The organism is Tenacibaculum tangerinum, from assembly GCF_029853675.1.
GTDB lineage: Bacteria > Bacteroidota > Bacteroidia > Flavobacteriales > Flavobacteriaceae > Polaribacter > Polaribacter tangerinum_A.
The window spans coordinates 309,134-334,586 of the sequence record NZ_CP122539.1 but is presented as its reverse complement, the minus strand read 5'-3'; the positions used below and the strand labels follow the sequence as shown (position 1 = coordinate 334,586).

At 31.5% G+C, this 25,453-nt stretch carries 21 protein-coding genes and 1 pseudogene; 15 read left to right on the top strand and 7 right to left on the bottom strand.

What is annotated here, in order from left to right; genetic code table 11:
• The 13 genes and pseudogenes from P8625_RS01460 (at position 1) to aroQ (ending at position 15,592) form a co-directional block, all read left to right on the top strand.
• Positions 1 to 1,713 carry a phospho-sugar mutase gene (locus P8625_RS01460; protein ID WP_279651731.1) on the top strand — a complete coding sequence of 571 codons (1,713 nt, stop codon included), beginning with the start codon at positions 1 to 3 and terminating at the stop codon, positions 1,711 to 1,713.
• Positions 1,713 to 3,535, top strand: a pseudogene (locus P8625_RS01455) (ABC transporter ATP-binding protein). The gene P8625_RS01460 and the pseudogene P8625_RS01455 overlap by 1 nt, the downstream one beginning before the upstream one ends.
• 345 nt (positions 3,536 to 3,880) lie before the next feature.
• Positions 3,881 to 4,744: an RluA family pseudouridine synthase gene (locus tag P8625_RS01450; protein WP_279651730.1), complete on the top strand. Its 864-nt coding sequence runs from the start codon at positions 3,881 to 3,883 to the stop codon at positions 4,742 to 4,744.
• Between the two features lie 246 nt (positions 4,745 to 4,990).
• On the top strand, positions 4,991 to 6,436 hold the full coding sequence (locus P8625_RS01445; RefSeq protein WP_279651729.1) for an energy transducer TonB: 1,446 nt from the start codon (positions 4,991 to 4,993) through the stop codon (positions 6,434 to 6,436).
• Between the two features lie 23 nt (positions 6,437 to 6,459).
• Positions 6,460 to 7,134, top strand: a complete 675-nt coding sequence (trmD, locus tag P8625_RS01440) for a tRNA (guanosine(37)-N1)-methyltransferase TrmD (RefSeq protein WP_279651728.1) — start codon at positions 6,460 to 6,462, stop codon at positions 7,132 to 7,134.
• Between the two features lie 123 nt (positions 7,135 to 7,257).
• Entirely contained in the window at positions 7,258 to 7,605 is a 348-nt protein-coding gene (gene rplS / locus P8625_RS01435) for a 50S ribosomal protein L19 (protein WP_279651727.1), read from the top strand.
• 909 nt (positions 7,606 to 8,514) lie between these two features.
• Positions 8,515 to 10,740 (top strand): NADP-dependent isocitrate dehydrogenase, encoded by a 2,226-nt coding sequence (locus P8625_RS01430; protein WP_279651726.1) that lies wholly within the window; start codon positions 8,515 to 8,517, stop codon positions 10,738 to 10,740.
• 205 nt (positions 10,741 to 10,945) lie between these two features.
• On the top strand, positions 10,946 to 11,761 hold the full coding sequence (gene murQ / locus P8625_RS01425) for an N-acetylmuramic acid 6-phosphate etherase (protein ID WP_279651725.1): 816 nt from the start codon (positions 10,946 to 10,948) through the stop codon (positions 11,759 to 11,761).
• Positions 11,754 to 11,999 (top strand): DUF6095 family protein, encoded by a 246-nt coding sequence (locus P8625_RS01420; RefSeq protein WP_279651724.1) that lies wholly within the window; start codon positions 11,754 to 11,756, stop codon positions 11,997 to 11,999. Before murQ ends, P8625_RS01420 begins: the two co-directional genes overlap by 8 nt.
• Positions 11,996 to 13,051, top strand: a complete 1,056-nt coding sequence (locus tag P8625_RS01415) for an ATP-grasp domain-containing protein (RefSeq protein WP_279651723.1) — start codon at positions 11,996 to 11,998, stop codon at positions 13,049 to 13,051. Before P8625_RS01420 ends, P8625_RS01415 begins: the two co-directional genes overlap by 4 nt.
• 268 nt (positions 13,052 to 13,319) lie before the next feature.
• A complete protein-coding gene (locus P8625_RS01410) occupies positions 13,320 to 14,219 on the top strand; it encodes an IS982 family transposase (protein WP_456129264.1) in 900 nt (299 codons plus the stop codon).
• A gap of 324 nt (positions 14,220 to 14,543) precedes the next feature.
• The gene (locus P8625_RS01405; protein ID WP_279651721.1) at positions 14,544 to 15,074 is read left to right on the top strand and encodes a DUF3575 domain-containing protein; all 531 of its coding nucleotides are present in this window, start codon (positions 14,544 to 14,546) and stop codon (positions 15,072 to 15,074) included.
• A 101-nt stretch (positions 15,075 to 15,175) separates the two neighbouring features.
• Positions 15,176 to 15,592 carry a type II 3-dehydroquinate dehydratase gene (gene aroQ, locus P8625_RS01400; protein WP_279651720.1) on the top strand — a complete coding sequence of 139 codons (417 nt, stop codon included), beginning with the start codon at positions 15,176 to 15,178 and terminating at the stop codon, positions 15,590 to 15,592.
• Here aroQ and P8625_RS01395 read toward each other — a convergent pair.
• Together P8625_RS01395 and P8625_RS01390 are read right to left on the bottom strand one after the other, a co-directional pair.
• Positions 15,569 to 16,753: a lipoprotein N-acyltransferase Lnb domain-containing protein gene (locus P8625_RS01395; RefSeq protein WP_279651719.1), complete on the bottom strand. Its 1,185-nt coding sequence runs from the start codon at positions 16,751 to 16,753 to the stop codon at positions 15,569 to 15,571. The genes aroQ and P8625_RS01395 overlap by 24 nt on opposite strands.
• 86 nt (positions 16,754 to 16,839) lie before the next feature.
• On the bottom strand, positions 16,840 to 17,817 hold the full coding sequence (locus P8625_RS01390) for a YheT family hydrolase (protein WP_279651718.1): 978 nt from the start codon (positions 17,815 to 17,817) through the stop codon (positions 16,840 to 16,842).
• A gap of 64 nt (positions 17,818 to 17,881) precedes the next feature.
• On the opposite strand from P8625_RS01390, the gene P8625_RS01385 reads away from it, so the two are divergent.
• Positions 17,882 to 18,670, top strand: a complete 789-nt coding sequence (locus tag P8625_RS01385; protein WP_279651717.1) for a CDP-alcohol phosphatidyltransferase family protein — start codon at positions 17,882 to 17,884, stop codon at positions 18,668 to 18,670.
• A 150-nt stretch (positions 18,671 to 18,820) separates the two neighbouring features.
• On the opposite strand, the gene P8625_RS01380 is transcribed toward P8625_RS01385, so the two are convergent.
• Entirely contained in the window at positions 18,821 to 19,315 is a 495-nt protein-coding gene (locus tag P8625_RS01380; RefSeq protein WP_279651716.1) for a DinB family protein, read from the bottom strand.
• A gap of 240 nt (positions 19,316 to 19,555) precedes the next feature.
• Between P8625_RS01380 and P8625_RS01375 the strand changes: the two genes are divergently transcribed.
• Positions 19,556 to 20,275, top strand: a complete 720-nt coding sequence (locus P8625_RS01375; RefSeq protein WP_279651715.1) for a hypothetical protein — start codon at positions 19,556 to 19,558, stop codon at positions 20,273 to 20,275.
• Between the two features lie 513 nt (positions 20,276 to 20,788).
• Here P8625_RS01375 and P8625_RS01370 read toward each other — a convergent pair.
• The 4 genes from P8625_RS01370 to P8625_RS01355 are packed head-to-tail and all read right to left on the bottom strand — an operon-like array spanning position 20,789 to position 25,288.
• Entirely contained in the window at positions 20,789 to 22,291 is a 1,503-nt protein-coding gene (locus P8625_RS01370) for a lipopolysaccharide biosynthesis protein (RefSeq protein WP_279651714.1), read from the bottom strand.
• 11 nt (positions 22,292 to 22,302) lie between these two features.
• A complete protein-coding gene (locus P8625_RS01365) occupies positions 22,303 to 23,589 on the bottom strand; it encodes a glycosyltransferase family 4 protein (protein WP_279651713.1) in 1,287 nt (428 codons plus the stop codon).
• On the bottom strand, positions 23,586 to 24,764 hold the full coding sequence (locus P8625_RS01360) for a glycosyltransferase family 4 protein (protein WP_279651712.1): 1,179 nt from the start codon (positions 24,762 to 24,764) through the stop codon (positions 23,586 to 23,588). The genes P8625_RS01365 and P8625_RS01360 overlap by 4 nt, the downstream gene beginning before the upstream one ends.
• Positions 24,761 to 25,288 carry a methyltransferase domain-containing protein gene (locus P8625_RS01355; RefSeq protein ID WP_279651711.1) on the bottom strand — a complete coding sequence of 176 codons (528 nt, stop codon included), beginning with the start codon at positions 25,286 to 25,288 and terminating at the stop codon, positions 24,761 to 24,763. Before P8625_RS01355 ends, P8625_RS01360 begins: the two co-directional genes overlap by 4 nt.
• Positions 25,289 to 25,453 lie beyond the last annotated feature (165 nt).

Below are 25,453 nucleotides of genomic sequence, written 5' to 3'. Positions count from 1 at the left end.
ATGAGAGAGATTTTAAATAACGCTAAACAATGGCTTTCTGACACTTTTGATGCAGAAACACAACAAGAAATTCAACAATTAATTGATTCTAACTCAGAGGAACTAATAAACGATCGATTTTATAAAAATTTAGAGTTTGGTACTGGGGGAATGCGTGGAATTGTTGGTTCAGGAACAAATAGAATTAATAAGTATACGTTAGGTAAAGCAACACAAGGACTAAGTAATTACTTACATAAAACTTTTCCGAACAAAACCTTAAAAGTAGCGATTGGTTATGACTGCCGCCACGATAGTGAATGGTTGGCAAAAGTAGTAGCCAACGTATTATCAGCAAACAATATTCAGGTAATGCTGTTTGAAGACATGCGCCCTACTCCCGAATTATCTTTTGCTGTAAATTATCTAGGCTGTGATGCTGGAATCGTTTTAACGGCTTCGCATAATCCACCAGAGTACAACGGATACAAGGTATACTGGAACGACGGTGGACAAATTGTTCCTCCACAAGACACAGAAATAATCAATGAAGTGAATTCACTTGCCTTCCATGAAATTAACTTCAATGCTAAACAAGAATTAATTACTTTAATAGGAACCGATGTTGACGAAGCTTTTTGGAAAGCATCGTTAGCTAATGGTACTTTTGATATTCAAGGACGTGAAAATTTAAAAATTGTATTTACTTCGTTACACGGAACTTCTATTAAATTAATTCCAGAAGTATTAAAACGAGCTGGCTATACACAAGTTCATATTGTTGAAGAGCAAGCTACCCCAGATGGAGATTTCCCAACGGTAAAATCACCAAACCCAGAAGAACCAGCAGCGTTACAAATGGCAGTTGATTTAGCTAATAAAATTGATGCTGATATTGTATTAGGAACTGACCCTGATTCGGATAGAATAGGTATTGCTGTTCGAGATTTAGAAGGAAACATGACTTTACTAAACGGAAATCAAACCATGAGTATCATGACCGATTTCTTAATCAACGATTGGAAAAAACAAGGAAGACTCAACGGAAAGCAGTTTGTTGGGTCTACTATTGTTTCTACCAACTTAGTCAATGAAATTGCCAGTTCTTACGGTGTTGAAACCAAGATTGGTTTAACAGGTTTCAAATGGATTGCAAAAATGATTAAAGACCATCCAGAACTTGATTTTATTGGTGGTGGTGAAGAAAGTTTTGGGTATATGGTTGGTGATTTTGTACGTGATAAAGATGCCGTTACTTCTGCCCTACTTGCCTGTGAAATTGCTGCTGATGCCAAAGCCAACAACAGTTCTTTTTATAAAGAATTATTAAATTTATATACGCGACATCACTTTTACAAAGAACACTTAATTTCTTTGGTAAAAAAAGGAATGGATGGTGCGCAACAAATCAAACAAATGATGGTGGATTTACGTAACAATCCACTAAGTGAAATCGACGGTTCAAAAGTGGAATTCTTGTACGATTATCAATCTTCGATAAGAAAAAATTTAATCACAGGAGAAGAAACCACCATCAACATTCCCAAATCGAACGTATTGATTTATCAAACTCAAGACGGAACTAAAGTTGCTGCTCGACCAAGCGGTACTGAGCCAAAAATTAAATTCTACTTTAGTGTTAACAGTACATTAGATGATAGTTCAAATGCGAAAGAAGTAGAAAAGACGTTAGATACTAAAATCCAACGAATTATTAAAGAATTAAACCTGTAATGGATTATTTTAAGAAGATTATTAAATATGCTATTCCGTATAAAAAATATGGATACTTAAATATCTTATTTAACATCTTATATGCTTTTTTTCTACCCTTTCTTTTTTGGTGTTGATGCCAATGTTGGAGGTTATTTTTAAAACAGAAACATCTAAGGTAACTGAAAAACCGACCTTTGAAGGAATTACTAAAGTCATAGATTATTTTAAGGAATATATGTCATATTATATAAATGATATTGCGGGCGACGATAAATCAAAAGCTTTGATGGTTGTTGTAGGCTTGGTTATTATCACTTTCTTCTTTAAAAACATCTTTAATTACTTAGCCATGTATTTTATTACATTTTTGAGAAATGGCGTTTTAAAAGATATCCGAAATGATTTATATAAGAAAACCTTAGAATTGCCTATTTCTTATTTTTCTGAAAAAAGAAAAGGTGATACCATGGCAAGAATCGGGACGGATGTATTGGAAATTCAGCATTCATTTTTATCCATATTAGAAATGATTGTTAGAGAACCTTTAACCATTGTTTTTACCATAATAGCAATGATTGCTATCAGTTTTAAACTGACTATTTTTGTTTTTATTTTTATCCCTATATCTGGATACATAATTTCTTTAATAGGAAAAAGTTTAAAAAGAAAATCTGATAGCGTTCAAAGAGAACAAGGGTATTTCTTGTCTTTATTAGAAGAAACTTTAGGAGGATTAAAAGTAATTAAAGGATTTACTGCTGAAAAAGAGTTTCAACAAAAGTTCGAAGCTTCTACCAATAGATTTTATCATTTTTCAAATACGTTGATTAACCGAACTAATTTATCAAGTCCTATAAGTGAGTTTTTAGGTATCGGCGTTATTGCTGTATTGCTTTGGTATGGAGGTAAATTAGTACTTATAGAACAAGTTCTTACTGGTGAAGCATTTATTCCATATATGGGACTAGCATACAACATTTTAACTCCTGCGAAACAAATTTCGAAAGCAAGTTATAGCGTTAAAAAAGGAAATGCAGCCGCAGAACGTGTTTTAGAAATTTTAGAGACCGAAAATCCTTTAAAAGATGCTCCTAATGCTATTGACAAGGAAACTTTTGATTCTACAATTGAAATCGATAATATTTCCTTTAAATACCAAGACAACTATGTGTTACAAGATTTTTCATTAACCATCCCTAAAGGAAAAATGGTTGCCTTAGTTGGTCAATCTGGAAGTGGAAAATCTACCATAGCTAATTTGTTAACTCGTTTTTACGATGTAAATAAAGGTAGTATTTTAATTGATGGCATTGATATTAAAAGCATCACAAAACACTCGTTACGACAATTAGAAGGATTAGTTACGCAAGATTCTATTTTATTTAACGACACCGTAAAGAACAATATTACTTTAGGGGTTGAGGATAAAAGTGATGAAGAAATTATAGCAGCTGCTAAAATTGCCAATGCTCACGAGTTTATAAAAGATTTGCCTGATGGTTATGATACTAATATTGGTGATAGTGGGAACAAACTTTCGGGCGGACAAAAACAGCGTTTAAGTATTGCACGTGCCGTACTTAAAAATCCGCCAATCATGATTTTAGACGAAGCTACTTCTGCTTTAGATACTGAATCTGAAAAACTAGTACAAGACGCTTTAGAAAAAATGATGCAAAATAGAACTTCGATTGTTATTGCACATCGTTTATCAACCATTCAAAAAGCAGATTTGATTGTAGTCATGCAAAAAGGAAAAATCGTTGAGCAAGGAACTCACGAAGAACTCATCTCTAAGAGCGGAACGTATAAAAAACTGGTAGAAATGCAGTCTTTATGATAAACAAATCAATTCTTATTTAACTTGAATTCAGGATATCATAACGTTCATTTTAATATTTGTACTTCTAAACCTCATTTAAAAACGTTAATTCCGACCGGAGGGAGTAATCTCATGTAAACAAGTAACTCCTATTATCGAGATGCCTCATCACTCATACTTCTCACTATCGACATGGTTTAAATGCGAAATAATAAACCATAAATCGTATAACATCAAATAAACAAAGCACCCTTAAAACAAACACTTAAAAAACACCTCAAAATAACTAAGCTTTTACAACGGTTTCATAAATTCTGCTATTGAGAAATATTTACTTAATTTTGAACCAAACAAGTGCTTTTTTTGAAAAAAATTGAAACTCACAACGTAAAAAAAATACTAATTCCTATTCGGTTACAAGAATATGCAGTGGGTATTTTTAAAACGATTCCTACGAAATCTGGTATCAAAAAAGCTATTAAAAAAGGATTTGTAAAAGTCAATGGTAAAACAGCTACTACAGCTTTATATATTAATGAAGGAGATACTATTCACTTATATGAATCAGAACAAAAAAACGAGGGAAAACAATTCAATTTTCCGCTTGAAATTCTTTTTGAAGATATTTATTTAGCTGTTATTTACAAACCTGCAGGAATCTTGGTTAGCGGAAATTCTTTTGCAACAATTGACAACGCTCTTATACAGAACTTACAAAAAAGCGCATTGACCGATGCCACTCGTCCACGACCCGTACATCGATTAGATTACCCGACTAGTGGGTTGTTACTCATTGGAAAAACCACTGAAAGTATTATTGCTTTAAACCAACTCTTCGAAAAAAAAGAGATTCAAAAAACATACTATGCTATTTGTATTGGCAAAATGGAGAAAAACGGAGAAATTGATTTTTCAATTGATGATAAAAATGCCTTTACTTCGTTTGAAGTTATACAAACCATTAAATCTCCTCGTTTTGATTTCTTGAACTTAGTAAAATTATATCCTAAAACTGGAAGAAAACATCAATTACGTAAACATTTATTTGCTATTGGTAATCCTATTTTGGGTGATAAAGAATACTTTCTAGAAGATAAAATTCTGAAAGGAAAAGGATTGTTTCTGCATGCTTCTTCCCTATCCTTTACACATCCATTTACTAAAGAAAAAATAATTATTACAAAAGAGCTTCCTAAGAAATTCAAAAAATTATTTCCCGAATTCTAAATAAACCTCTCTGATACAAGCATGTAGGAAATTCAAAAAAGTTATTTAAGAATTCCGAATCAAACATCTATAAATCAAATATTTGACTATTACTCAGCGATTAAAACAATGTTTTTAAGCATTAATACAAAACAACTAGTTAGAGGTTTATGTATATTATTTCGTCAATAAACCAACACTGTTTCAATTTTATTCTAAAGTAAATTAGATGTTTTTTATACATTTGCCCAAACTATATTTATTGCAATGAAAAAATTATTTTTACTATTATTTCTATCTTCTTTCTGTTTTTCTCAAACCGCTAAAGATCAATTTTATGATGAGTTTACCAATCCAAATATCAACAATAAACTTTCAAATTACCTAAAAGAAAACCTTCATAAAGACTTATTAAAAGACATTACATATCCAGAAAAAAGTAAAAAAATTATTTTGTCTTTTCAGATTAATAAAGAGAATATCCCTTATCGAATTGATATTAATTCTTCTCGTAATAGAGAATTAATAAAATCATTAAAAAAACTTTTCAAAGAATACAATCTAAACAATTTCACAACGAAGTTTGATACAAGAAAAAAATATTCCCTTCAAATTATTACGCCCAATGGAATAAGTAACATTATAAATTGCAGCACTATTCCATTAGAAATTTCTTCTCCAAACTATAAATCTTGTGAAGATTTAGATTTTTACGATGATATTAAGTATTGTGTAAATAAAAACATCAAAAATCATTTTTATAATTCAATCAATTATGATTTAGCTGATAGCATACTTACAAACGAAGAAGGGGTTACTTTAGATTTTAAGGTATTAATTGATAAACACGGCAAACTAAAGTTAACTGAAATAGAAGCACCTGAAGTTTTCAAAAAAAACATTGCTAAAATTACAGAAAAGTATGATACTGTTTTTCTACCAAAAATGATAAACAATAAACCTACTAATTACTACTACCATATAAAACAAGTATTTGAAAAAGGGGAAAAACCAATATCTGACTTAGAATTAGATTACAATTTTGATAGTATATTTAAAACAAATTCAACAAATGAATTAGCAAACTATTTCAAAAAAAATCTATCGCCAGAAGATTTAGAAAAGGCGAACCTAAATAGGGTACATGACAGACTAAAACTTTATTTCGAATTAGACGTTACCGGTAAACCTTTTAAAGTCTCAACCAATTCTAGATCTGACCTATTAGAAAGAAAGATTATTAATATTTTCAAAAGGTATGATCTTTCTAAATCGACTTTTAAAAATACACACCCTATAAATAGATACTTTACAACTGTAATAAAACATGAAAATGGTGTTAATAAAGTAGTTACGAATAGCATAATGGGATATAGTAGAATTCCCGTTTTTCCTAATTGTGAGAATTCCTTAAATGCTACTATGGGAAAAAATTGTTATAACAGAACGATTTCACAATTCTTTGTTAAACATTTTAATAGCAATTTAGCAGCCAAACTAGGACTTATGCCAGGAAAAAAAATAATATATGTTAAGTTTACAATTGATAAAGATGGGAAAGTTACTAATGTAAGTTGTAGAGCTCCACACCCAAAACTAAAAGAAGAATCTATAAGAGTTATAAAAAAACTAACAAAAGCTACTCCTGCAATGTTTGGTGACAAGCCAGCAAAAGTAAGTTATACTTTACCAGTAACTTTTAATGTTGAATAAGTATAATACAATATCTTTGCCGCATGCGAATAGATATTATTACGGTAGAACCCGACTTAATAAAGAGCCCATTTGAAAACTCGATGATGAAAAGGGCTATTGATAAAGGACTTGCTGAAGTTCATTTTCATAACTTACGAGAATATGGTTTTGGTAACTATCGTCAAATAGACGATTACCAATTTGGTGGAGGTGCTGGAATGGTTTTAATGATTGAACCTATAGCGAAATGTATTGAGAAGCTACAATCAGAAAGAACTTATGATGAAATCATATACATGACTCCAGATGCCAAAACGCTGAATCAAGCCACTGCAAATACCCTTTCCTTAAAAGAGAATATTATTATTTTAACAGGTCATTACAAAGGGGTAGACCAGCGTGTACGTGATAAATTTATTACTAAAGAAATTTCTATTGGTGATTATGTGTTAACTGGAGGCGAACTGGCTGCTGCCGTTTTATGCGATGCTGTTGTTCGATTAATTCCTGGGGTTTTGGGTGATGAAACCTCTGCTTTAACAGATAGTTTCCAAGATAATTTATTATCACCACCCGTATACACAAGGCCTTCAGAATATGAGGGAATGAAAGTACCCGAAGTACTGTTATCGGGTAACTTTCCTAAAATTGAAGAATGGCGTTCAGAACAAGCTTATAAAAGAACAAAAGAGATACGTCCAGATTTATTAGATTAATTAATAATCAGTAATTTATTTATTTTTTTTATCAAAAGAAAAGTTTTAAATTTGCAGCCACAAAATCAACCTCTGACGAGAATCGTGAATGTTGCTTTTATACAACCATAAATAACAAGAAAAATGGATTTAGTAAAATTTGTTCAAGACGAATTTGTAACAAAAAATGAATTACCAGAATTCGCAGCTGGAGATACTATTACAGTATACTACGAAATTAGAGAAGGAGATAAAGTACGTACTCAGTTCTTTAGAGGTGTAGTTATCCAAAAAAGAGGAAGTGGTGCTTCTGAAACATTTACAATCAGAAAAATGTCTGGTACTGTAGGTGTTGAGCGTATTTTCCCTATCAACCTACCATCTATCCAAAAGATTGAAATCAACAAAAGAGGTAAAGTACGTAGAGCTCGTATTTACTACTTTAGAGGTCTTACTGGTAAGAAAGCAAGAATTAAAGAAAGAAGACACTAAAAAATTCTTCACAAAAAAAATTAAAAACATCATGATTTTCATGGTGTTTTTTTTATTCACAATTTGTTCATAAAGCACTTCACTTAACTTGTTGATAACAAAACACTTGAAGTTACTAAAAAAACCAAACTATTTTTTTATATTTGAAACAAGAGTTTACAAAATAAGTGACGTCAGAATTATAGTTAACTATATCAATCACCCAAAAAGTAAACCATTAAAGTAACGTTCTTTATATGTTTTGTTTTTAAACGCTCGGTATGATTAAACGTAATCTTAAACGTAGTAATTTTAATTTTTGATTGATTATAAATTGTTATTTATAATTTACTAGTTATTAGTTTATACATATTACATTACTGATTATCGGTTAATTAAATGAATTTGTTTAAAAACACAGAAGTTTTATTTTATACACAACTGATTTATAAAGTAAAGTTTCTTTTTGAAATAGTAATGTAGCTTTTTTCTTATAAAAGGGCGTAAACAACGTTTTTTATTTGACAATGTACTAGTTACTAGTCAATACTATTATTATTTCAAAAAAAGCCATATCAATTACAAGAAATTGTTTGATATGGCTTTTGTTTTAAACCCGAATTATGTATCAAAACTTCGTAATAAGAAGTATAAACGCAATAAAACCAAGAGCTTTCTAAATTTTAACATAGCACTGCTATGTTAAATTTAAAAGTACAACAAAGTAATTGGTTTTGCAGCGTTTATATTTTGTAATAGACTTGCTGATGTAGAATACAGGTTAAATAACAAATTCTCTATTTTGCTTTCTTAAATTATCACATTCTCAATAAGCTACCCTAATTAATAACAGTTTTGCATCAAAAAACTCAACCGTAATCCTTAAATTTGCATCACTTCAAAATATAATTTAAAATATTACTTATACATATGACTAAGACTGCTAAAATTATGTACACAAAAACGGATGAAGCTCCGGCATTAGCTACGCGTTCGTTTTTACCAATCGTAAAAGCTTTTACCAAATCATCTAACATAGAAGTAGAAACTAAAGATATTTCTCTTGCAGGTCGTATTCTTGCTAATTTTTCAGATTTTTTACCTAAAGAACAACAAGTTGAAGATGCTTTAGCTTTTTTGGGAGATTTAGCAAAAAAGCCAGAAGCTAATATTATTAAACTTCCCAATATTTCAGCTTCTGTTCCTCAATTAAAAGCGGCAATAAAAGAGCTACAAGCTTTAGGATATGCGTTACCTGATTATCCAGAAGAAGCTACCACTGATGAAGAGAAAGCAATTTTAGCACGCTATAATAAGGTAAAAGGATCTGCTGTAAATCCTGTTTTACGTGAAGGTAATTCTGACCGTAGAGCACCCAAAGCCGTAAAAAACTACGCAAAAAAGAATCCACATTCAATGGGAGCTTGGAGTGCTGACTCAAAGACTCATGTTTCCACAATGACAGCGGGTGATTTTGCTCACAGCGAAAAATCGGTTACCGTACCGAATGCTACTGACGTACAAATTGTACATACAGATAGTAACGGTAACAAAACTGTTTTAAAAGAAAAAGTATCTTTATTGGCTGAAGAAGTAATTGATGCTTCTGTAATGAGCAAAAAAGCATTGTTAACTTTCTTAGAAGAGCAAGTACAAGATGCGAATGATAAAGGGGTATTATTCTCCTTACACATGAAGGCAACCATGATGAAAGTTTCAGACCCTATTATATTTGGTCATGCCGTTCGAGTTTTCTTTAAAGATTTGTTTGCAAAGCACGGTGATACTTTTAAAGAAATTGGGGTAGATGTAAACAACGGATTTGGGAACTTGGTAAGTAATCTAGAAGAATTATCAGCGGATAAAAAGGCAGAGATTTTAGCAGATATTGAAGCTATTTATATCAAAAACCCTGATGTAGCCATGGTAAATTCTGATAAAGGAATTACCAACCTACATGTTCCTTCTGATGTGATTATTGATGCTTCTATGCCAGCCATGATTCGTACTTCTGGACAAATGTGGAATAAAGAAGGAAAGCAGCAAGATACGAAAGCTGTGATTCCTGATAGTTCGTATGCTGGTTTATACCAAGAAACAATCGATTTCTGTAAAAAGAATGGTGCGTTCGACCCTACTACCATGGGAACTGTTCCAAACGTCGGTTTAATGGCGAAAAAAGCTGAGGAATATGGTTCTCACGACAAAACTTTTGAAATCGCTTCTGATGGAAAAGTTGAGGTGATTGATGCCAACGGAACTACTTTATTAGAGCATACTGTTGAAGCTGGTGATATTTGGAGAATGTGCCAAACCAAAGACGCTCCTATTCAAGACTGGATTAAATTGGCAGTTAGCCGTGCAAAGGCAACTGGAGTTCCTGCTGTTTTTTGGTTAGGAAAAGAAAGAGCCCACGATGCTGAAATCATCAAAAAAGTAGAAAAATATTTACCAAATCATGATACTACAGGTTTAGAAATTAAAATTTTGTCTCCTGTAGAAGCTACTAAATACACTTTACAAAGAGTTAAAGAAGGAAAAGATACCATTTCTGTAACAGGAAACGTATTGCGTGATTATTTAACAGACCTATTTCCTATTTTAGAATTAGGAACTTCTGCTAAAATGCTATCTATCGTACCATTAATGAATGGCGGTGGTTTATTTGAAACAGGTGCAGGTGGTTCTGCCCCTAAACACGTTCAGCAATTAGTTGAAGAAAACCACTTACGTTGGGATTCTTTAGGTGAATTCTTAGCCTTGGCTGTTTCTTTAGAGCATCTAGGTGAAACAACAAACAATAGTAAAGCGAAAGTATTGGCAGAAACCTTAGATGATGCAACAGATAAGCTGTTAGAGAACAAAAAAGGACCGTCAAGAAAAACTGGAGAACTAGACAACAGAGGTTCGCACTTTTATTTAGCCATGTATTGGGCACAAGCCTTGGCCTCTCAAGACAAAGATGCTGACCTAAAAACGCTGTTTGCTCCTATTGCAGAGAAACTGACTGCAAGCGAAACTACTATTGTAGAAGAGTTAAATTCTGTTCAAGGTAAAGCGGTAACTATTGGAGGATATTATGAGCCAAATGATGATCTAGCGAATGCAGTTATGCAACCTAGCAAAACTCTTAATTCAATTTTACAGAGTATCTAAACCGTTATTTTTATAAAAAATCAAAAGCAGGTGATTTCTCACCTGCTTTTTTTATAAAATTCAAACATCTATTATAATCACAATATCCCCCCAGATTATTGTTTTATAATTATGATGTAAGAAATTTTCTTCATCATTTCAGACACTGATAAATTTATAAAAGTCACAGTTACTTACAAAAATTTTTAATTAGTAACTTTGAATTATGAAATTTACAAAAACGACAGAGCAAAGCTCTATATATAATAACTTAGAAAAAATGAGTATTCCTGAGTTGTTATCTAACATAAATAAAGAAGATCAAACAGTAGCTTTTGCTGTAGAAAAAGCACTTCCTCAAATAGAAAAACTCACAGAGCAAATTGTTTTAAAATTAAAGCAAGATGGTCGATTATTTTATATTGGTGCTGGTACTAGCGGACGACTTGGCATTGTAGATGCTAGCGAGTGCCCCCCAACATTTGGTGTCTCACATGAATTGGTTATAGGCTTAATTGCCGGGGGTGATACTGCTATAAGAAAAGCTGTTGAGTTTGCCGAAGATTCAACAAAGCAAGGATGGAAAGATTTACAAGAACACCAAATTAGTTCAAAAGATCTTGTAGTTGGAATTGCAGCATCGGGTACCACTCCCTATGTAATTTCAGCTTTAGAAGAATGTAATAAGAATGGTATAATTACAGGCTGTATGACTTGTAATCAAGGAAGCCCTTTAGCATTAACTGCCAAATTTCCTATTGAAGTTGTTGTAGGACCAGAGTTTGTAACAGGAAGTTCTCGAATGAAAGCAGGTACTGCTCAAAAACTAGTCTTAAACATGCTCTCTACAGCAAGTATGATTCAGCTAGGCAAGGTAAAAGGAAATAAAATGGTCGACATGCAACTATCGAACAACAAGTTAGTAAATAGAGGAGAAAAAATGTTAGCTTCTGAATTAAATATCGACCAAAAAACCGCTCACGAACTCCTAAAAAAATACGGAAGTGTTCGAAAAGCTATTAAAAACTTTATGAATGAATAAACCGATTACTTTTGAAACTGGTGTAAAAAAACTTGTAATTTTATTAGGGTTACTCATCGCTTCACCTATTATTTTAAGTCTTGCTTTTAAAGCGATACGAATTTTTAAAGAAGCTCCTAAAATTTACATAGCTTATGGTTTGCTTGTTATAGGAATAATATTGCTACTTTTTACCGTATATTTCGGTTTTAAAACATTTAAAACACTATTAGATTTCCTCTTTAAAAACAACCTTTGAATAAAAATACATCCATAAAAAAACTTACAAATTGGGAGCACTGGCCGTCTGCCATGTTTTACCTTCCTAACCTCCCCTACGCTTTTTATTTAGCACTAAGAGCCAAACACCTAACCTTCTTTAGTGCCGCTAATCCTTGTATAAAAAGTTCTGGAAATGGTACGGAGAGTAAGTATGAAACCATTTTATTGGTTCCTGAAAAATGCCGTCCAAAATCAGTTTTAGTACAACCGAACGCCGACTTTGGCAAGGTATTAAAAGAACTACAGCAACAAAAAATCAATTTCCCTTTAATAGCCAAACCCGATGTTGGATTTAGAGGATTGTTGGTATCTAAAATTTCTTCAGAAAAAAAATTAAAAAATTACCTTGAAAAATACCCTATCAATATTATTATTCAAGAGTTTTTAGATTATGAAAATGAATGTGGTGTTTTTTATCATAGAAATCCTAATAGCAAAACGGGCAAAATTTCCTCATTAACATTAAAACATTTTTTATCGGTTACAGGAGATGGTAGTGCTACACTTAAAGAATTAATTTTAGCTGATAACAGAGCAGCATTGTACATCGATTTGTTTACCGAAATTCATCAAGAAAAACTCACACACATTCCAAGTAAAAACGAAGTTGTAAAGCTAACTTCTGTAGGTAACCATTCTAAGGGCACACAGTTTATAAATGGCAACCATTTAATTAGTGAAAAGCTGACAAACACCTTTGACAAGTTAAGTAACTCCATACCAGGATGGTATTACGGAAGAGTTGATTTAAAATATAATAGTTTTGAAGAACTAGAAAATGACATCGATTTTAAAGTGCTAGAAATAAACGGAATAATTGCTGAGCCCACGCACATGTATGACTCAAAAAATTACACCTATTTTAAAGCTTTAAAGGCTGTTAGAACTCACTGGAAATCTTTATTTGAAATAGCCGTTACCAATCATCGAAATTTTAATATTTCTTATGTAAACACGTATGATTTCATCAATCAAATAATTGATTTAATATCCTACACAAAAAAAATAAAAAAATTGACTAAGCTTTGATACGATTTAGGGTTTATTATTTCGCATTTTTGCCTATTGTCTCTTCTGTAGAGATAACCTAATTCGTTGATATTTATCCCTACCACGTTATTTAAAACTGGGTAATAAATCCAATGTATATCAAAAACTTAAAAAAGCTAGTGTATATTAACCAGTTATACTATTTAACGTGAGTTTGACGTAAGAAATTTCGTTTTCACCTACTAAAAAAGCAGAATATTTAGCATATTAAAGTACTGAATTTCAACAAACTAAAACTATCCTACTTATTGTTTCTGACATTAAAATAATTGAAATTTTCTGTAATCTTGACGATTTTATGAAAGAATTTAAAACTGGTTTTACAAAAAACAGTATTTCAGACACTTCTCAAACAAAAAAACGAAAAAGAAAATCCAAAATGAGTAAAAGTGAAGTAATGACCATTATGGTTATTTTTCATTTAAAATCATATCGGAATTTAAAACACTTTTACCTTTATTATGTTTGTAAACATATGAATGACTTTTTCCCCAATCTTGTATCCTATAACCGGTTTGTTGAACTCCAAAAGAAAGGTATCCAACCGTTAACTGTCTATTTAAAACTTCATGGATTAGGTAAGTGTTCAGGTATTTCTTTTATTGATTCTACAGCACTAAAAGTTAGCCATTATAAAAGAGAAAAGCAACATAAAGTATTTAAAGGAATTACAGAAAAAAGTTATGGAACATTAGGCTGGTTCTATGGTTTTAAATTACATCTAACTTGTAATGATAGAGTACAAATTATTGATTTCCTTATTACTAAGGTTAATATAGATGACAGATATACACTTAAAAACAAAAAATTTTACGATAAAGTATTTGGAAAAATATATGTAGATAAAGGATTTGATTCCAAGAAGTTTAGAAGAGTCATTCACAGAAGAAACATGTTCGCCAACATTGTTGAAAACAAGCGTAATAGAAAAGGAAAGAAAAGAGGAAGAAAACGGTTTTTCAACCAATATATTTATGACCAAAGATTTTTCAATGAGCGTACTTTTGCTTGGTTGGATAGTTTTAGAACACTTCTAATACGATTTGATTCTTTAGATTCTTCTTGGTTAAGTTGGCATTATTTGGCTTTTGCTCTTATATTACTAAAAGTCAAAATGAGTTCAATATATAAACAAGTTTATCTTTGATAGAAATATCAACAATATTAAAATCAGTATTGTTTAAAATACACAACGGGTAAATACTATTAGTTAGTGTAATAAAACTGTTTTCTTTTGTAAAAAGCTATTAAATGCCATATTTTAAATAATGAAAATTGTATGTTTTTTTGTGAAAAACACATAAATATATAAATGATTGTGTATAGCCTATTTTAGTCGGAAAGAAACTTTAGGAACTTTAGTCGATGGTGGTTTAACGATGAAACAAAAAAACTTTTATAAAAAAATAATCACAGTTTATAAAATAATTCTATTTTAGCCCTACAAACATAAAATTATAAATTAAAAATTATGAAAAAACTATTTTTAGTAATTGCTATGATTGCAGTTGGATTTACTGCGAATGCACAAAAAAATGTAATTAAAGCAAACCCACTTGGCTTAGCTTTTGGAATTGCTGAATTATCTTATGAAAGAGTTGTATCTGATAAAGGATCTTTTGAGATTGGATTATCATATGCAGGGGCCGATGTAACAACTGGTAGTGAAGTTATTGGAACAAGTGCAATTGGAGGTGAAGCAAAGTATAAATTTTACTTTTCTTCGGAAAAAGATGCTCCAAGAGGATGGTACGCTGCTCCTTTTGTAAATTATTCTGCCGCTTCTGCAGAGTCAAGTTCTGGTGAAGATGTTGGTTTTTCGGCATTTTCAGGAGGAGCTTTAGCAGGATACCAATGGGTATTTGGTGGAGGAGATTCTGGTTTTGCGTTGGATCTAAATTTCGGTGCACAGTATATTTCGGCTTCTGCTTCAGGAGGAACTTCTGTTAGTCTTGAAGGATTCTTACCAAGATTGGGAGTATCATTAGGATACGCTTGGTAATAAAGAATTATTATGCATATTATGAGAAAGGAAGCTATTTGGCTTCCTTTTTTTATAGATATCATTTAAAAAGTTATTTTTACCTCACAGAAAAGTAATCAATGAAAAAAATAATCATTATCAACGGACCTAATTTGAATTTATTAGGAAAAAGAGAACCCACTATTTACGGATCCAATTCTTTTGAAGATTTTTTTAAAGAGTTGAAAAGTAAAAACTCCAATATACAATTAGCGTATTTTCAATCTAATATTGAAGGAGAAATCATTGATAAGTTGCACGAAGTTGGTTTTGATTATGATGGAATAATTTTAAATGCAGCGGCATACACACACACCTCTGTAGGTATTGGTGATGCTGTAAAAGGAATAGATACACCTGTGGTCGAAGTACATATTTCTAATATTCATGCTAGAGAAGAATTCCGACATGCAAGTTACATTGCACCCAATGCTAAAGGAGTTATTTTCGGATTTGGCTTGCAAGGGTATGAATTAGCGCTTCAAAGCTTTTTGTAAATACCCATAACGAACTCCTAACAAAACAAACAACGGAATAAGAGGGTAGGTGAATAATTGGGTTTTAGTAAGCCATACAATAGGAATCAGCAGCATAAAAACCAATAAAACTTTACCATACATACTCACCCATTTTGGAGGCTTACTTTTCAGTAAAAGAAAAGCAACAAGTAGGTTAGGAGCGAATGCCCATAAAAAGTTAAAATTATTTGGCGCAGTAGAATGATTGGTGAAAAACCATAAAAAAACGATTAATAAACCTAAAATTCCCGTTGTAAAAAACAGGACGAAATCCAACCACTTAGTTCTTTTTGACTTTTTAAAATCAGTGTAGGTAATAAATACCCCTACTAAAGCAATTAGTAGTACTATTAAAAACGGACTGAAGGTGTCGCTTTTTGATTCTTTTTCTTCAAAGTCGACTAAAGTAGTTGTTTTTTGAACTAAATTTTCTTCCTTTTCTTCTTTTAGTATTTTTGAGGCTTCCAGCGCTTTAAAAACATAATCGGGTAAGTATAAGTATTCTATTGGAGTAGCTATTTTATCTAGCCTATTTCCCAAAGCAATATTAATACCTAAACTACCCCAGGTATTCGGATGAATTTCTCTATTCATCAATTGTCTGAGTGATACATCTTCTTTAACAAAATCACTTTTAAAAACGAGATGATCGCCTGTAATTTTTTGAATAATATCACGAGGTCTGGTAGCACAATTATCAAAATAAGGGTCGTAAAAATAGCTCGCATTTTCTGGTAATGCATTGTTCTCTAAAAACTGAAAAAATGTATTTCGTTGCTCTTGTGTTAAGTTTAAAATTTGTTCTTTTACCCAACGTTGCTCTTGTTGTGCGTCTTTTAAAGATAAATAAAACGGGTAACGAGCTAACTTATACTGCATATATCCTTTGGTAAAGTTCATATAAAAGTTAGGGTCATTAAAATCGAAAATACCATAATTGTACAATAAATCTAATTGTAAAACAGGGTCTTTTACCCGAATAGCCGTATGTCCGAATTTTTCATATAAAGCTTCTCCAGGACCAGAAGTGATGACACTTATTTGAGAAAATTTTGATAAACCTACAGTGTTAACTGTTTGAGAAAAACCTACGTTTATAGTAGTTAAACAAAGTAAAAGAAATGCATATTTTTTTATCATCACAAAAAGCTGAGAAAATTAGTGTTGCTATTTTACAAATATCATAAATCCCTTTCACATAGCTAAAGCTTTTTAACGTTATTGTTTTAGTTTGCTATTCCGATAATTTCTTTAATAAATTGAGCTATTTGTTGTTCTAACCACCTGTTTTCAGTATTAGAAAATGAAGAAATAAAACCTACATGACCTCCATAATTAGGAGTTAGCAGATAAAAATTATGCATGTTTTTAGCTTCTTTTATGGGGTAACATTCTTTGGACAAAAAACTATCATCCAACGCATTTATAAGCAATGTAGGAACTTTTATTTCGGGAATAAAAGGTTTTGAACTCGCTTTTTGCCAATAATCTTCTGAGCTTTCAAAACCAAAAACAGGTACTGTATATTGCTCTTCTAGATGTCGAAACTTACTCGCTTTGAACAGAAGTTTTTTATCCAGTGGGTAATCAGGAAATTTTTCTGATTTCTCCAAGAGTTTTAACTTCATAGTACGTAAAAACTCATTGAGGTAAATTTTGTTTTTTAACTTATGTAGTTCAGCTTGAGAAGAAGTTAAATCTACAGGAACAGAAACCGCGATACCTCCCTTTACTTCCGAAGGAATATTGCGATACTCTCCTAAGTACTTTAAGGTTAAATTTCCCCCTAAACTAAATCCAGTAATTACGATGTTTTTATAATTATAGTTATTTTTTAAATGTTTAATAATAAAATCAACATCATCGGTTTTTCCGCTATGATAGGTTTCTAATAATAAATTATCTTCACCACTACAACCTCTTAAATTCATACAAACCGTATCGAAACCAATGCTGTTTAAATGATTAGATGCTGTAATCATATAATTTGATTGAGCGCTTCCTTCCAATCCGTGAATTAAAAGCACCAATGTTTTTGAACCCACTATAGAAAAATCTAAATCAATAAAATCGGCATCCCAAGTGGTAATTCTCTTACGTTGGTAGGTTATCGTATCTTTCATAAACAAAGGACGATATACCGTATTAAAATGAGCACTTTTAAAAGGGAGTGTTGGTGTGAATGTATCTGAAATAATTGGCATAGTATAATAATATAGCTTTTTAAACAAATATGATAAAAAATAACTAAAATGTAAAAACCATTGAATGATTTCTTATTTTAGCTCTAAAATGATAAACATGGTGAATATTAAGAAATACATTCCAAATTTATTGACCTTAGGCAATTTGTTATGTGGTACTGTTGCCACTATTTTTGCAGTTAAAGGAGATTTTTTTGCCACCGCAATATTAGTAATGGTAGGCATACTTTTTGATTTTTTTGATGGGTTTGCTGCTAGGGTATTACAAGTTCAAGGTGAATTAGGGAAACAGCTAGACAGTTTAGCAGATATGGTTACGAGTGGGGTAGTACCCGGTATTGTAATGATGCAGATGCTAGTAAATGCTATAGATGTAGATGCTGTTGGATATTTTGGAGTAGACGAATATGGAGTTACAGGAAGTAATTTACCTTATTTAGGCTTATTACTAACATTAGGAGCAGGATATCGCTTAGCAAAGTTTAATATTGATACACGTCAATCGGATAGTTTTATTGGAGTACCTACACCAGCAATGAGTTTATTTGTAATTTCGTTGCCTTTAATAGCTCAGTTTGATAAAGAATCGTTTTTTATAGGGCTGATTCAAAACCAATACTTTTTACTATTAATTACCTTAGTGTTTACTTATTTAATGAATGCTGAAATTCCGTTGTTTTCTTTGAAATTTAAAAATTTCTCTTTTAAAGACAACGTAATTAAATATGTGTTTTTACTATTGTCAGTCATATTGATTGTAACACTAAAAATAGTAGCAATTCCACTGATTATTCTGTCGTATGTAGTGCTATCTCTCGTACACAACTCAGACAAAAAACTTTCAACTAAGTAGTAAACCTATTCATAGACGACATTTTGTTGATTTTTAGTGAATTCCATTTGATATTTATCCCTATCACCTTATTTAAAACTGGGTAATAAATCCAATGCATATCAAAAATTTTAAAAAAGCTAGTTTTATATTAACCAATAGTTATATTATCTATTTTACAAATTGTTTCTTTGGAGTTGTTGGATTGTATCCAAAATCTTCGTCTGGCAGCTCAATTCCTAGCTGATTTATGATAAAACCTACGCTTGCAAAATGATGTATAGCATGGCTATGCGCTTGTATTAAAGCACTTCCTAGTGTATAATTTGCCGTTATCTTTCCAGTGCCTAAATCATCGGTAACAGAGATAATTGTATCAAAATCCGATTCTTCTAAACAATATAATTGATTAATAACTTTGTTAAAATAAGCAATACCGAATGCTGTTTTTTGCTCAGCAAGCTCATTACGTTGCCTATCTGAAAAATCTATACATTTATTATCCAATCCATTAAAAACACAAGTAAAAACATCTAAAATATGCCTCATATTAGCACCTATACTAGAATAGTAAGGAGGAATTGATGTATCACTATATTGTTCGTCACTAATCGTTTCTAATAGTTTAACTCCTCTTCGTAAGTTTTTTTCAATGGCGGTTATCATTTGTAAGTATAAGTTTTCTAGTAAATCGCATAAATATAGAACTTTTTATGGGGAGAAATAAATTATTTTTTCAATTGAAAATAAGACCCTATAAATCAATAACATAAAATAAAACATCACTTTATATTACTATTAAAATAAAGCATTCAACTATTTTTTGGCATGTTCTTTGAAAACTATTGAATCAAATGCGGAAGCTGAAAAGCATATAGAGTAAGCTTAACCCTAAAATTAGCAATTATGAGAACAGGGATACTATTATTATTAGCAATGCTGTCATTAACAACAGTAAGTGCTAAAAACATTGAAAAATCAACTAGCAAAATTGGGGTTACCTATGGTTATAATGATGCTGTTACCTTTGTGGAAAGAGGAATACAATTTCATGTATTTTTAAATGGTGATTTCGACTTTAATACCCATTACAATAGATATTCTGACTATGGTATACGTATAAAACGAGACAGAAGAGGTCGTGTAAGAAGTGTAGGTAACGTGTACATTAACTACGATGCAAGAGGAAATGTAAATCGAATTGGTAGCGTGTTTATGAGATATAAATTCGGCAACCTTTTTAAAGTCGGAAATTTACATATACAGTACGACAGATGGGGAAATCCACGTTATAGAGGTTTCGTAAAACCTGGATACCACAACCATTGTGACACTAATTATTACCATAACGATGGTTTTGATGTAAATATTGATATTAATGTAGGTGATATTTTTGATTATGACGATGTTTATTTCTACAGAAAAGATTTTAGAAGAAATTACCGTCGATTCAGAGAAGACAATAATTTTTACTACTATAGAGCGTTACCAAATGCTAAAATTGGAAAACGTGGTGAAATTATAAAAAGACGTAAGCAGAAAGCTCACAACAACAAAAAGTATCAGAATAAACGTTACAAAGGTAAGCCCGAACAACGAGGAAAGTCTAGAAGACTTCAAGATTAAGTAAAAATCTACAAAGAGAAAAACCTCTCAATAAATAACTATTTGTTGAGAGGTTTTGTCTGTATATAACTTCCTATTCTGCCAATCACTTCTCACATTATCAATCATACTATTTAACGTGAGTTCGGGATACAATGTCAAATAGAATTTACTAAAAATCAACACAATGTTATTTCGATAAAGTGAAGTATGAGTGATGAGACGTCTCAACAATAGGAGTTAGTTGTTTATATGAGCTTCCTCCCTCTGGTCGGAATGACACTTTTAAATGAGCTTTGGAAATAAAAATCTTAAAATCAATGCAATGATATTACGAACTAAATTTATTGGAAAAACAGCAATGCTAGGCATTCATATTGAAACTTACTAATTCTATGTATTCTCACTAATATTGAACAAGAGAAGACCTGACTTCATCTATAAATCATCTTGGTCGCTTTCAAAAATCACTATTCAATTTGGTTTACAAAGAATTATACACTCAAAAAAACAACTCTTTTTGAATTCACCTACTTATTTCACATACCTACTTACTAAACTATTTATTTGCACTGATATCTTTAGTTTTATTACTACAAACAAATAAAGAGCTACAATGAGTATGCTTTTTAAAGCAATATTTACTATTGGATGGATGGGAAATTTTAAAAAATAAAATTCAGGGGTGGAGAAGTTCCAGAAATAAAATCCTAAAAACATAATTAAAATGATTAAGATCATTGAAAATGTTTTGTTAGTAAAAGGAGTCATTTGAAATTTTTCTTTCACAAACCACAACTTAAAACCATTGAATACCACAACAGTAATAAAGGTAGCTAAAGCCAACCCTGTTGTTCCCATTTCTAAATCGTTATAAAAATACGTATTTAGAAAATACACAGAAATCGCCATTCCTAAGTTTACAGGTAAAGCAATGCGATATAATTTAGAGTTATTAATAATCGCCCCATTGTTACCCAATAACATTAAAAATAATTTTGCAGAAGAGATTAACAATACTACTAATATACCCCCTGCATAATTCTTATTTGGCAAAAGCCTAAATAACTCCGATACATTACAGTTTACCAAAACAAAGAATAAACCTCCTATTAACAATAAGTTTATTGAGCTTTTTTTGTACAAGTTTTCGGTTTCTTTGGTGTTATCTTCATTTATAGATTTTGATGTTAGAGGCTGTAAAATTTGTCCCATTGCTCTACTAGGAGCTTCTATAAACGACCCTATAAAAACTGCTACTGCATAGTATGCTGCTGTTTCAAATCCATCTTTTCCTGGAATCATTACTTTGTCTATATCTAAAATAATTGCTCCAGCACTACCTGCTAAAATAATATACAACGAATACCTAAAAACTTCTTTAAAATTATGGGGTAGTGAAAATGAGAATTTGGGTATGTATAAATAAAATGCATACAACATCATTAACAAGGTTCTTAGAATATATGCAATTGATAGATACATAATAAACTCTTGTTTTGTTATAATTTGAAAATAAACAGCAAATAACAAAACCATTACTGCCACTCTATTGTAAAGCTCTTTTAATACATTTCCAAACACCGATTGCATTTGTACTTTTGCCCAAGAATAGAATACCTCATAATAGGCACAAGACACTGCTATTATGTAAATATAAATCGTGTAATTTTCAATAATTAGGTTTTCTTCTGAACCACTTTTAAGCACATAACTCATAATCCAGTTATGAAAATAATCCCAGAAGTACCCAATCGGAATTGCTATGAGCAATGGCAATAAAACAACTGAACTTAAGAATTTATCTTGCTCTTTTTTAGATGTATACGCCGAAAAAAACTTGATGATGGTAAAATGTATTCCGAAGGCTATGATTGGCATTATTAAGTTTGAAGCAGATAACACATATGTAACCAACCCATAATACTCATCTTTTAAAAAACGTGTATACAAGACCAACGTGTTAATTCCACCTATTAAAAACCCAAGGTAAATAATAAGGGTATTTTTGAAAGATTGTTTAAAAATAATTCCCAATATACTTTATTTTAATGTTGTGCTACCTGTCGTATATAGTCTGCTAACTTTTCGGTTAAGTTTTTTCTATGATACTTGTTTATTTTACTTGCTAAAGTAGGAATTTTACCTTCTTTTTTATATTGATGATAAAGATTTAAGATAAACTCTTTTAATTCTTTTTTATTATCATAATCAAAAACATTTCCTGAACCTGATTCTCTAATAATTTCTGCCATACTTCCCTCTTCTGGCCCGATGCCAATTATAGGTCGCTGGGCTTGTAAATACTCAAATGTCTTCCCAGGAATCATTTCTTTTGCACTCGGATAATCGTTTACAACTATTAATAAAACTTGCGTTTGCTGCTGGTATTCTTTCGCTTTATGATGCGGAACATATCCCACTTCTTCTATATTTTTTACATGGCTTGCTCTTATTTTTTTTGAAATCACCTCATCAACTTTGCCTACAAACCTGAGCACAAAATCATCTGCAAATTCTTTATGTTCTTTTGATAGTTCTGACAATACATCCCATAAATTTTCAGGATTTCTCTCAGCATTCATCATTCCTATGTATGTAAGCGTAAACTTTGTATCGATAACAACTTCTTTTAACCGCTCCTCTCCATCATCATCGAAACCATTGGTTATTACGGTTATATTTTTAGCTTTCTTTTCATATTTCTTTTTTGCTTCGTTACTCACCATCAATATTCCATCTGCTTCTTTTACCACTTTCTCTTCTAAGAAATAGTGTTTTTTTAATGATTTTTTTGTTAGCGGTAATAAGTGAAAATAATCTACGCTCGTCCAAGGGTCTCTAAAATCGGCTATCCATTTTAGATTTAACTGTTGCTTTAATTGCAAGCCTATAAGATGAACACTAAAGGGAGGTCCTGTAGTTATTAAAACATCAATTTTATTTTCAAAAAGATATTTTTTTAACATGGCAACTGATGGACGAACCCAGAATTTCCGTGCATCTGGTATAAAATAATTTGCTCTAATATACAGTAAGGCTTTGTCTAAAAAAGTTGGATTGGGGTTTAAAAAGCCTAAACTTTTTTGCGTGTCTTTCTTTTTAATTTTTGATAAAATTCCGTTGGGTTCTATTATAGGGCATTTTAGCACTTCTATTCCTTCAGGAACCTCTTTTTCGAGGGAAACATCAGTTATTGGATAACTGGCATTTTCTGCTGTAAAAACAACTGGTTCAATATTAAAATTTCGTAAGTATTTTACAAACTTTAACCAACGCTGTACACCCGGTCCACCAGCAGGTGGCCAATAATAAGTAACGATTACTACTTTCAAGCTAGTTTGTTATATAATTCTTTTAATTCTTTTGAAGTTTTATCCCAAGTAAACTGTTCTTTTACAAACTTTTTTCCGTTCTGACCCATTGTTTTTCGTAACGATTCACTTTCATACAAAGTTATCATTTTTTGAGTAAAGTCTTTCACATTTTCAGCCTCATGTACCAAACCTGCATGTACTTTTTGTACAATTTCTTCTTGCGCAGTTGCATCACTCACAAGCAAAGGTTTTCCTAGACTCATGTATTGAAAAATTTTGTTTGCATACGTTGTATCATGATGAATATTTCTATGCAATGGCGATAAACATACATCTGAGTTTTGAATCCAGCTAGGAAAGGTGGTATCTTTTTGCCATCCCACTAATTTTACCTCATTGGTCAGCCCCAAATCAACAACCAACCTTTCTAGTCTCGGGTTTGTTTTTCCTACAACAACAAATGTTAAATTTCTAATCTGCTTCTTAAGGTCGACCATGCTCTCTAAAACTGTTTTAAGACCTCTTCTTGCTCCTGTATCTCCTAAATATAGCATAGTGAATTCATTTGCTTTTTTTTGATAAGAAATAGGCGGAAATGAGCTTTTTTCAAAAAAAGAAGTTCTAACGGTATTGGGTACCACAACAATCTTATCAGCAGGAACCCCTACTCTATTCATAATCTCTTTTTTTGCTTCATTGGTAACCACTACAACATTGGTTGCCTTTTTAATAAATTCTTCTTCTTTCCGTATCCATTTTTTTATAGATATGAGTAATTTTCCTCTTAGCTTTTGCATGTGAGGATAAAAACGCATGATTTCTGGTCTATTCTCATGCAAGTCAATAACTACTGGTAAGGTATTTTTGTTTGCTCGAAATGCTGCTTCTGCAATTCTTATATCATGTATATGTACGCTTTCTATTTTATTGGATTTTATAAAATCTGCTATTTTCTTTTTCATTAAAATAGTATACACTGGTATCGTATATGCTAATGCAGACATTTTATATTCAAAAATAGTCGTTTTATACCTTCTTACGTGAATTCCTTTAACCAGTTCCTCTCTTTTTTCATTTGTGTAGGTTAGGCAAAATAAAAAGACTTCATGCCCGCTTTTTATGAGTTCTATGGCTTCATTCTCAACCCTTGGATCGGGCGGATAAACGGCATCTAAAATCATTCCTATTCTCATTTCTCTATCTCTTTTTCAGCATATACTGCATAATACCTAGGTACATAATTTCTTAAAATAGGTCGTATTCCTAACTTACGTACTGGGCTTGTCCATTTTTCGGTAGCTACTATACGCCAACCCGACTTTTCTAGTAACCAATCGTATTGCCAGTCTTCAAATTCATGATAATGTCTATCCCACATATCTGTTTTGCTTCTGTAAGCATTCGCAAACCATAATTTTAAAGGAACTGTTGTAATAATTTTCGTTGCCTCTATTGCTCTTAAAACATTAAAAGGTGCCAATAAATGCTCAAAAATTTCAAATGCTGTTACTGCATCGACCTTATACTCTTTTACTATTTGAGGTAATACATCTAAGTCTTCTCCATTGGTATTGTATACGGTGTAGCCATTTTTTTCCATGATTTCAGAAAAAGGATTACGAACTCCAAGATCTAGAATAACTGCGGGAGCTGGAAGATGTTTTTGTAAAAATGTTAGGGTGTGTTTATATCTTTTCTCAGGTAATTTAGAATACATGAACTTTATTTTAAAACAAATGTATTACTATTTTGCCATTATAAACAACAGAAGTAAAATTAGGTTCTTAAAAACTTATAAAACAAAAGCGACAGAGTACTCTATCGCTTTTAATTTCTACGTTTCTCATAGCAACTCGTACTAACTTAGTACTCATTACTTGTA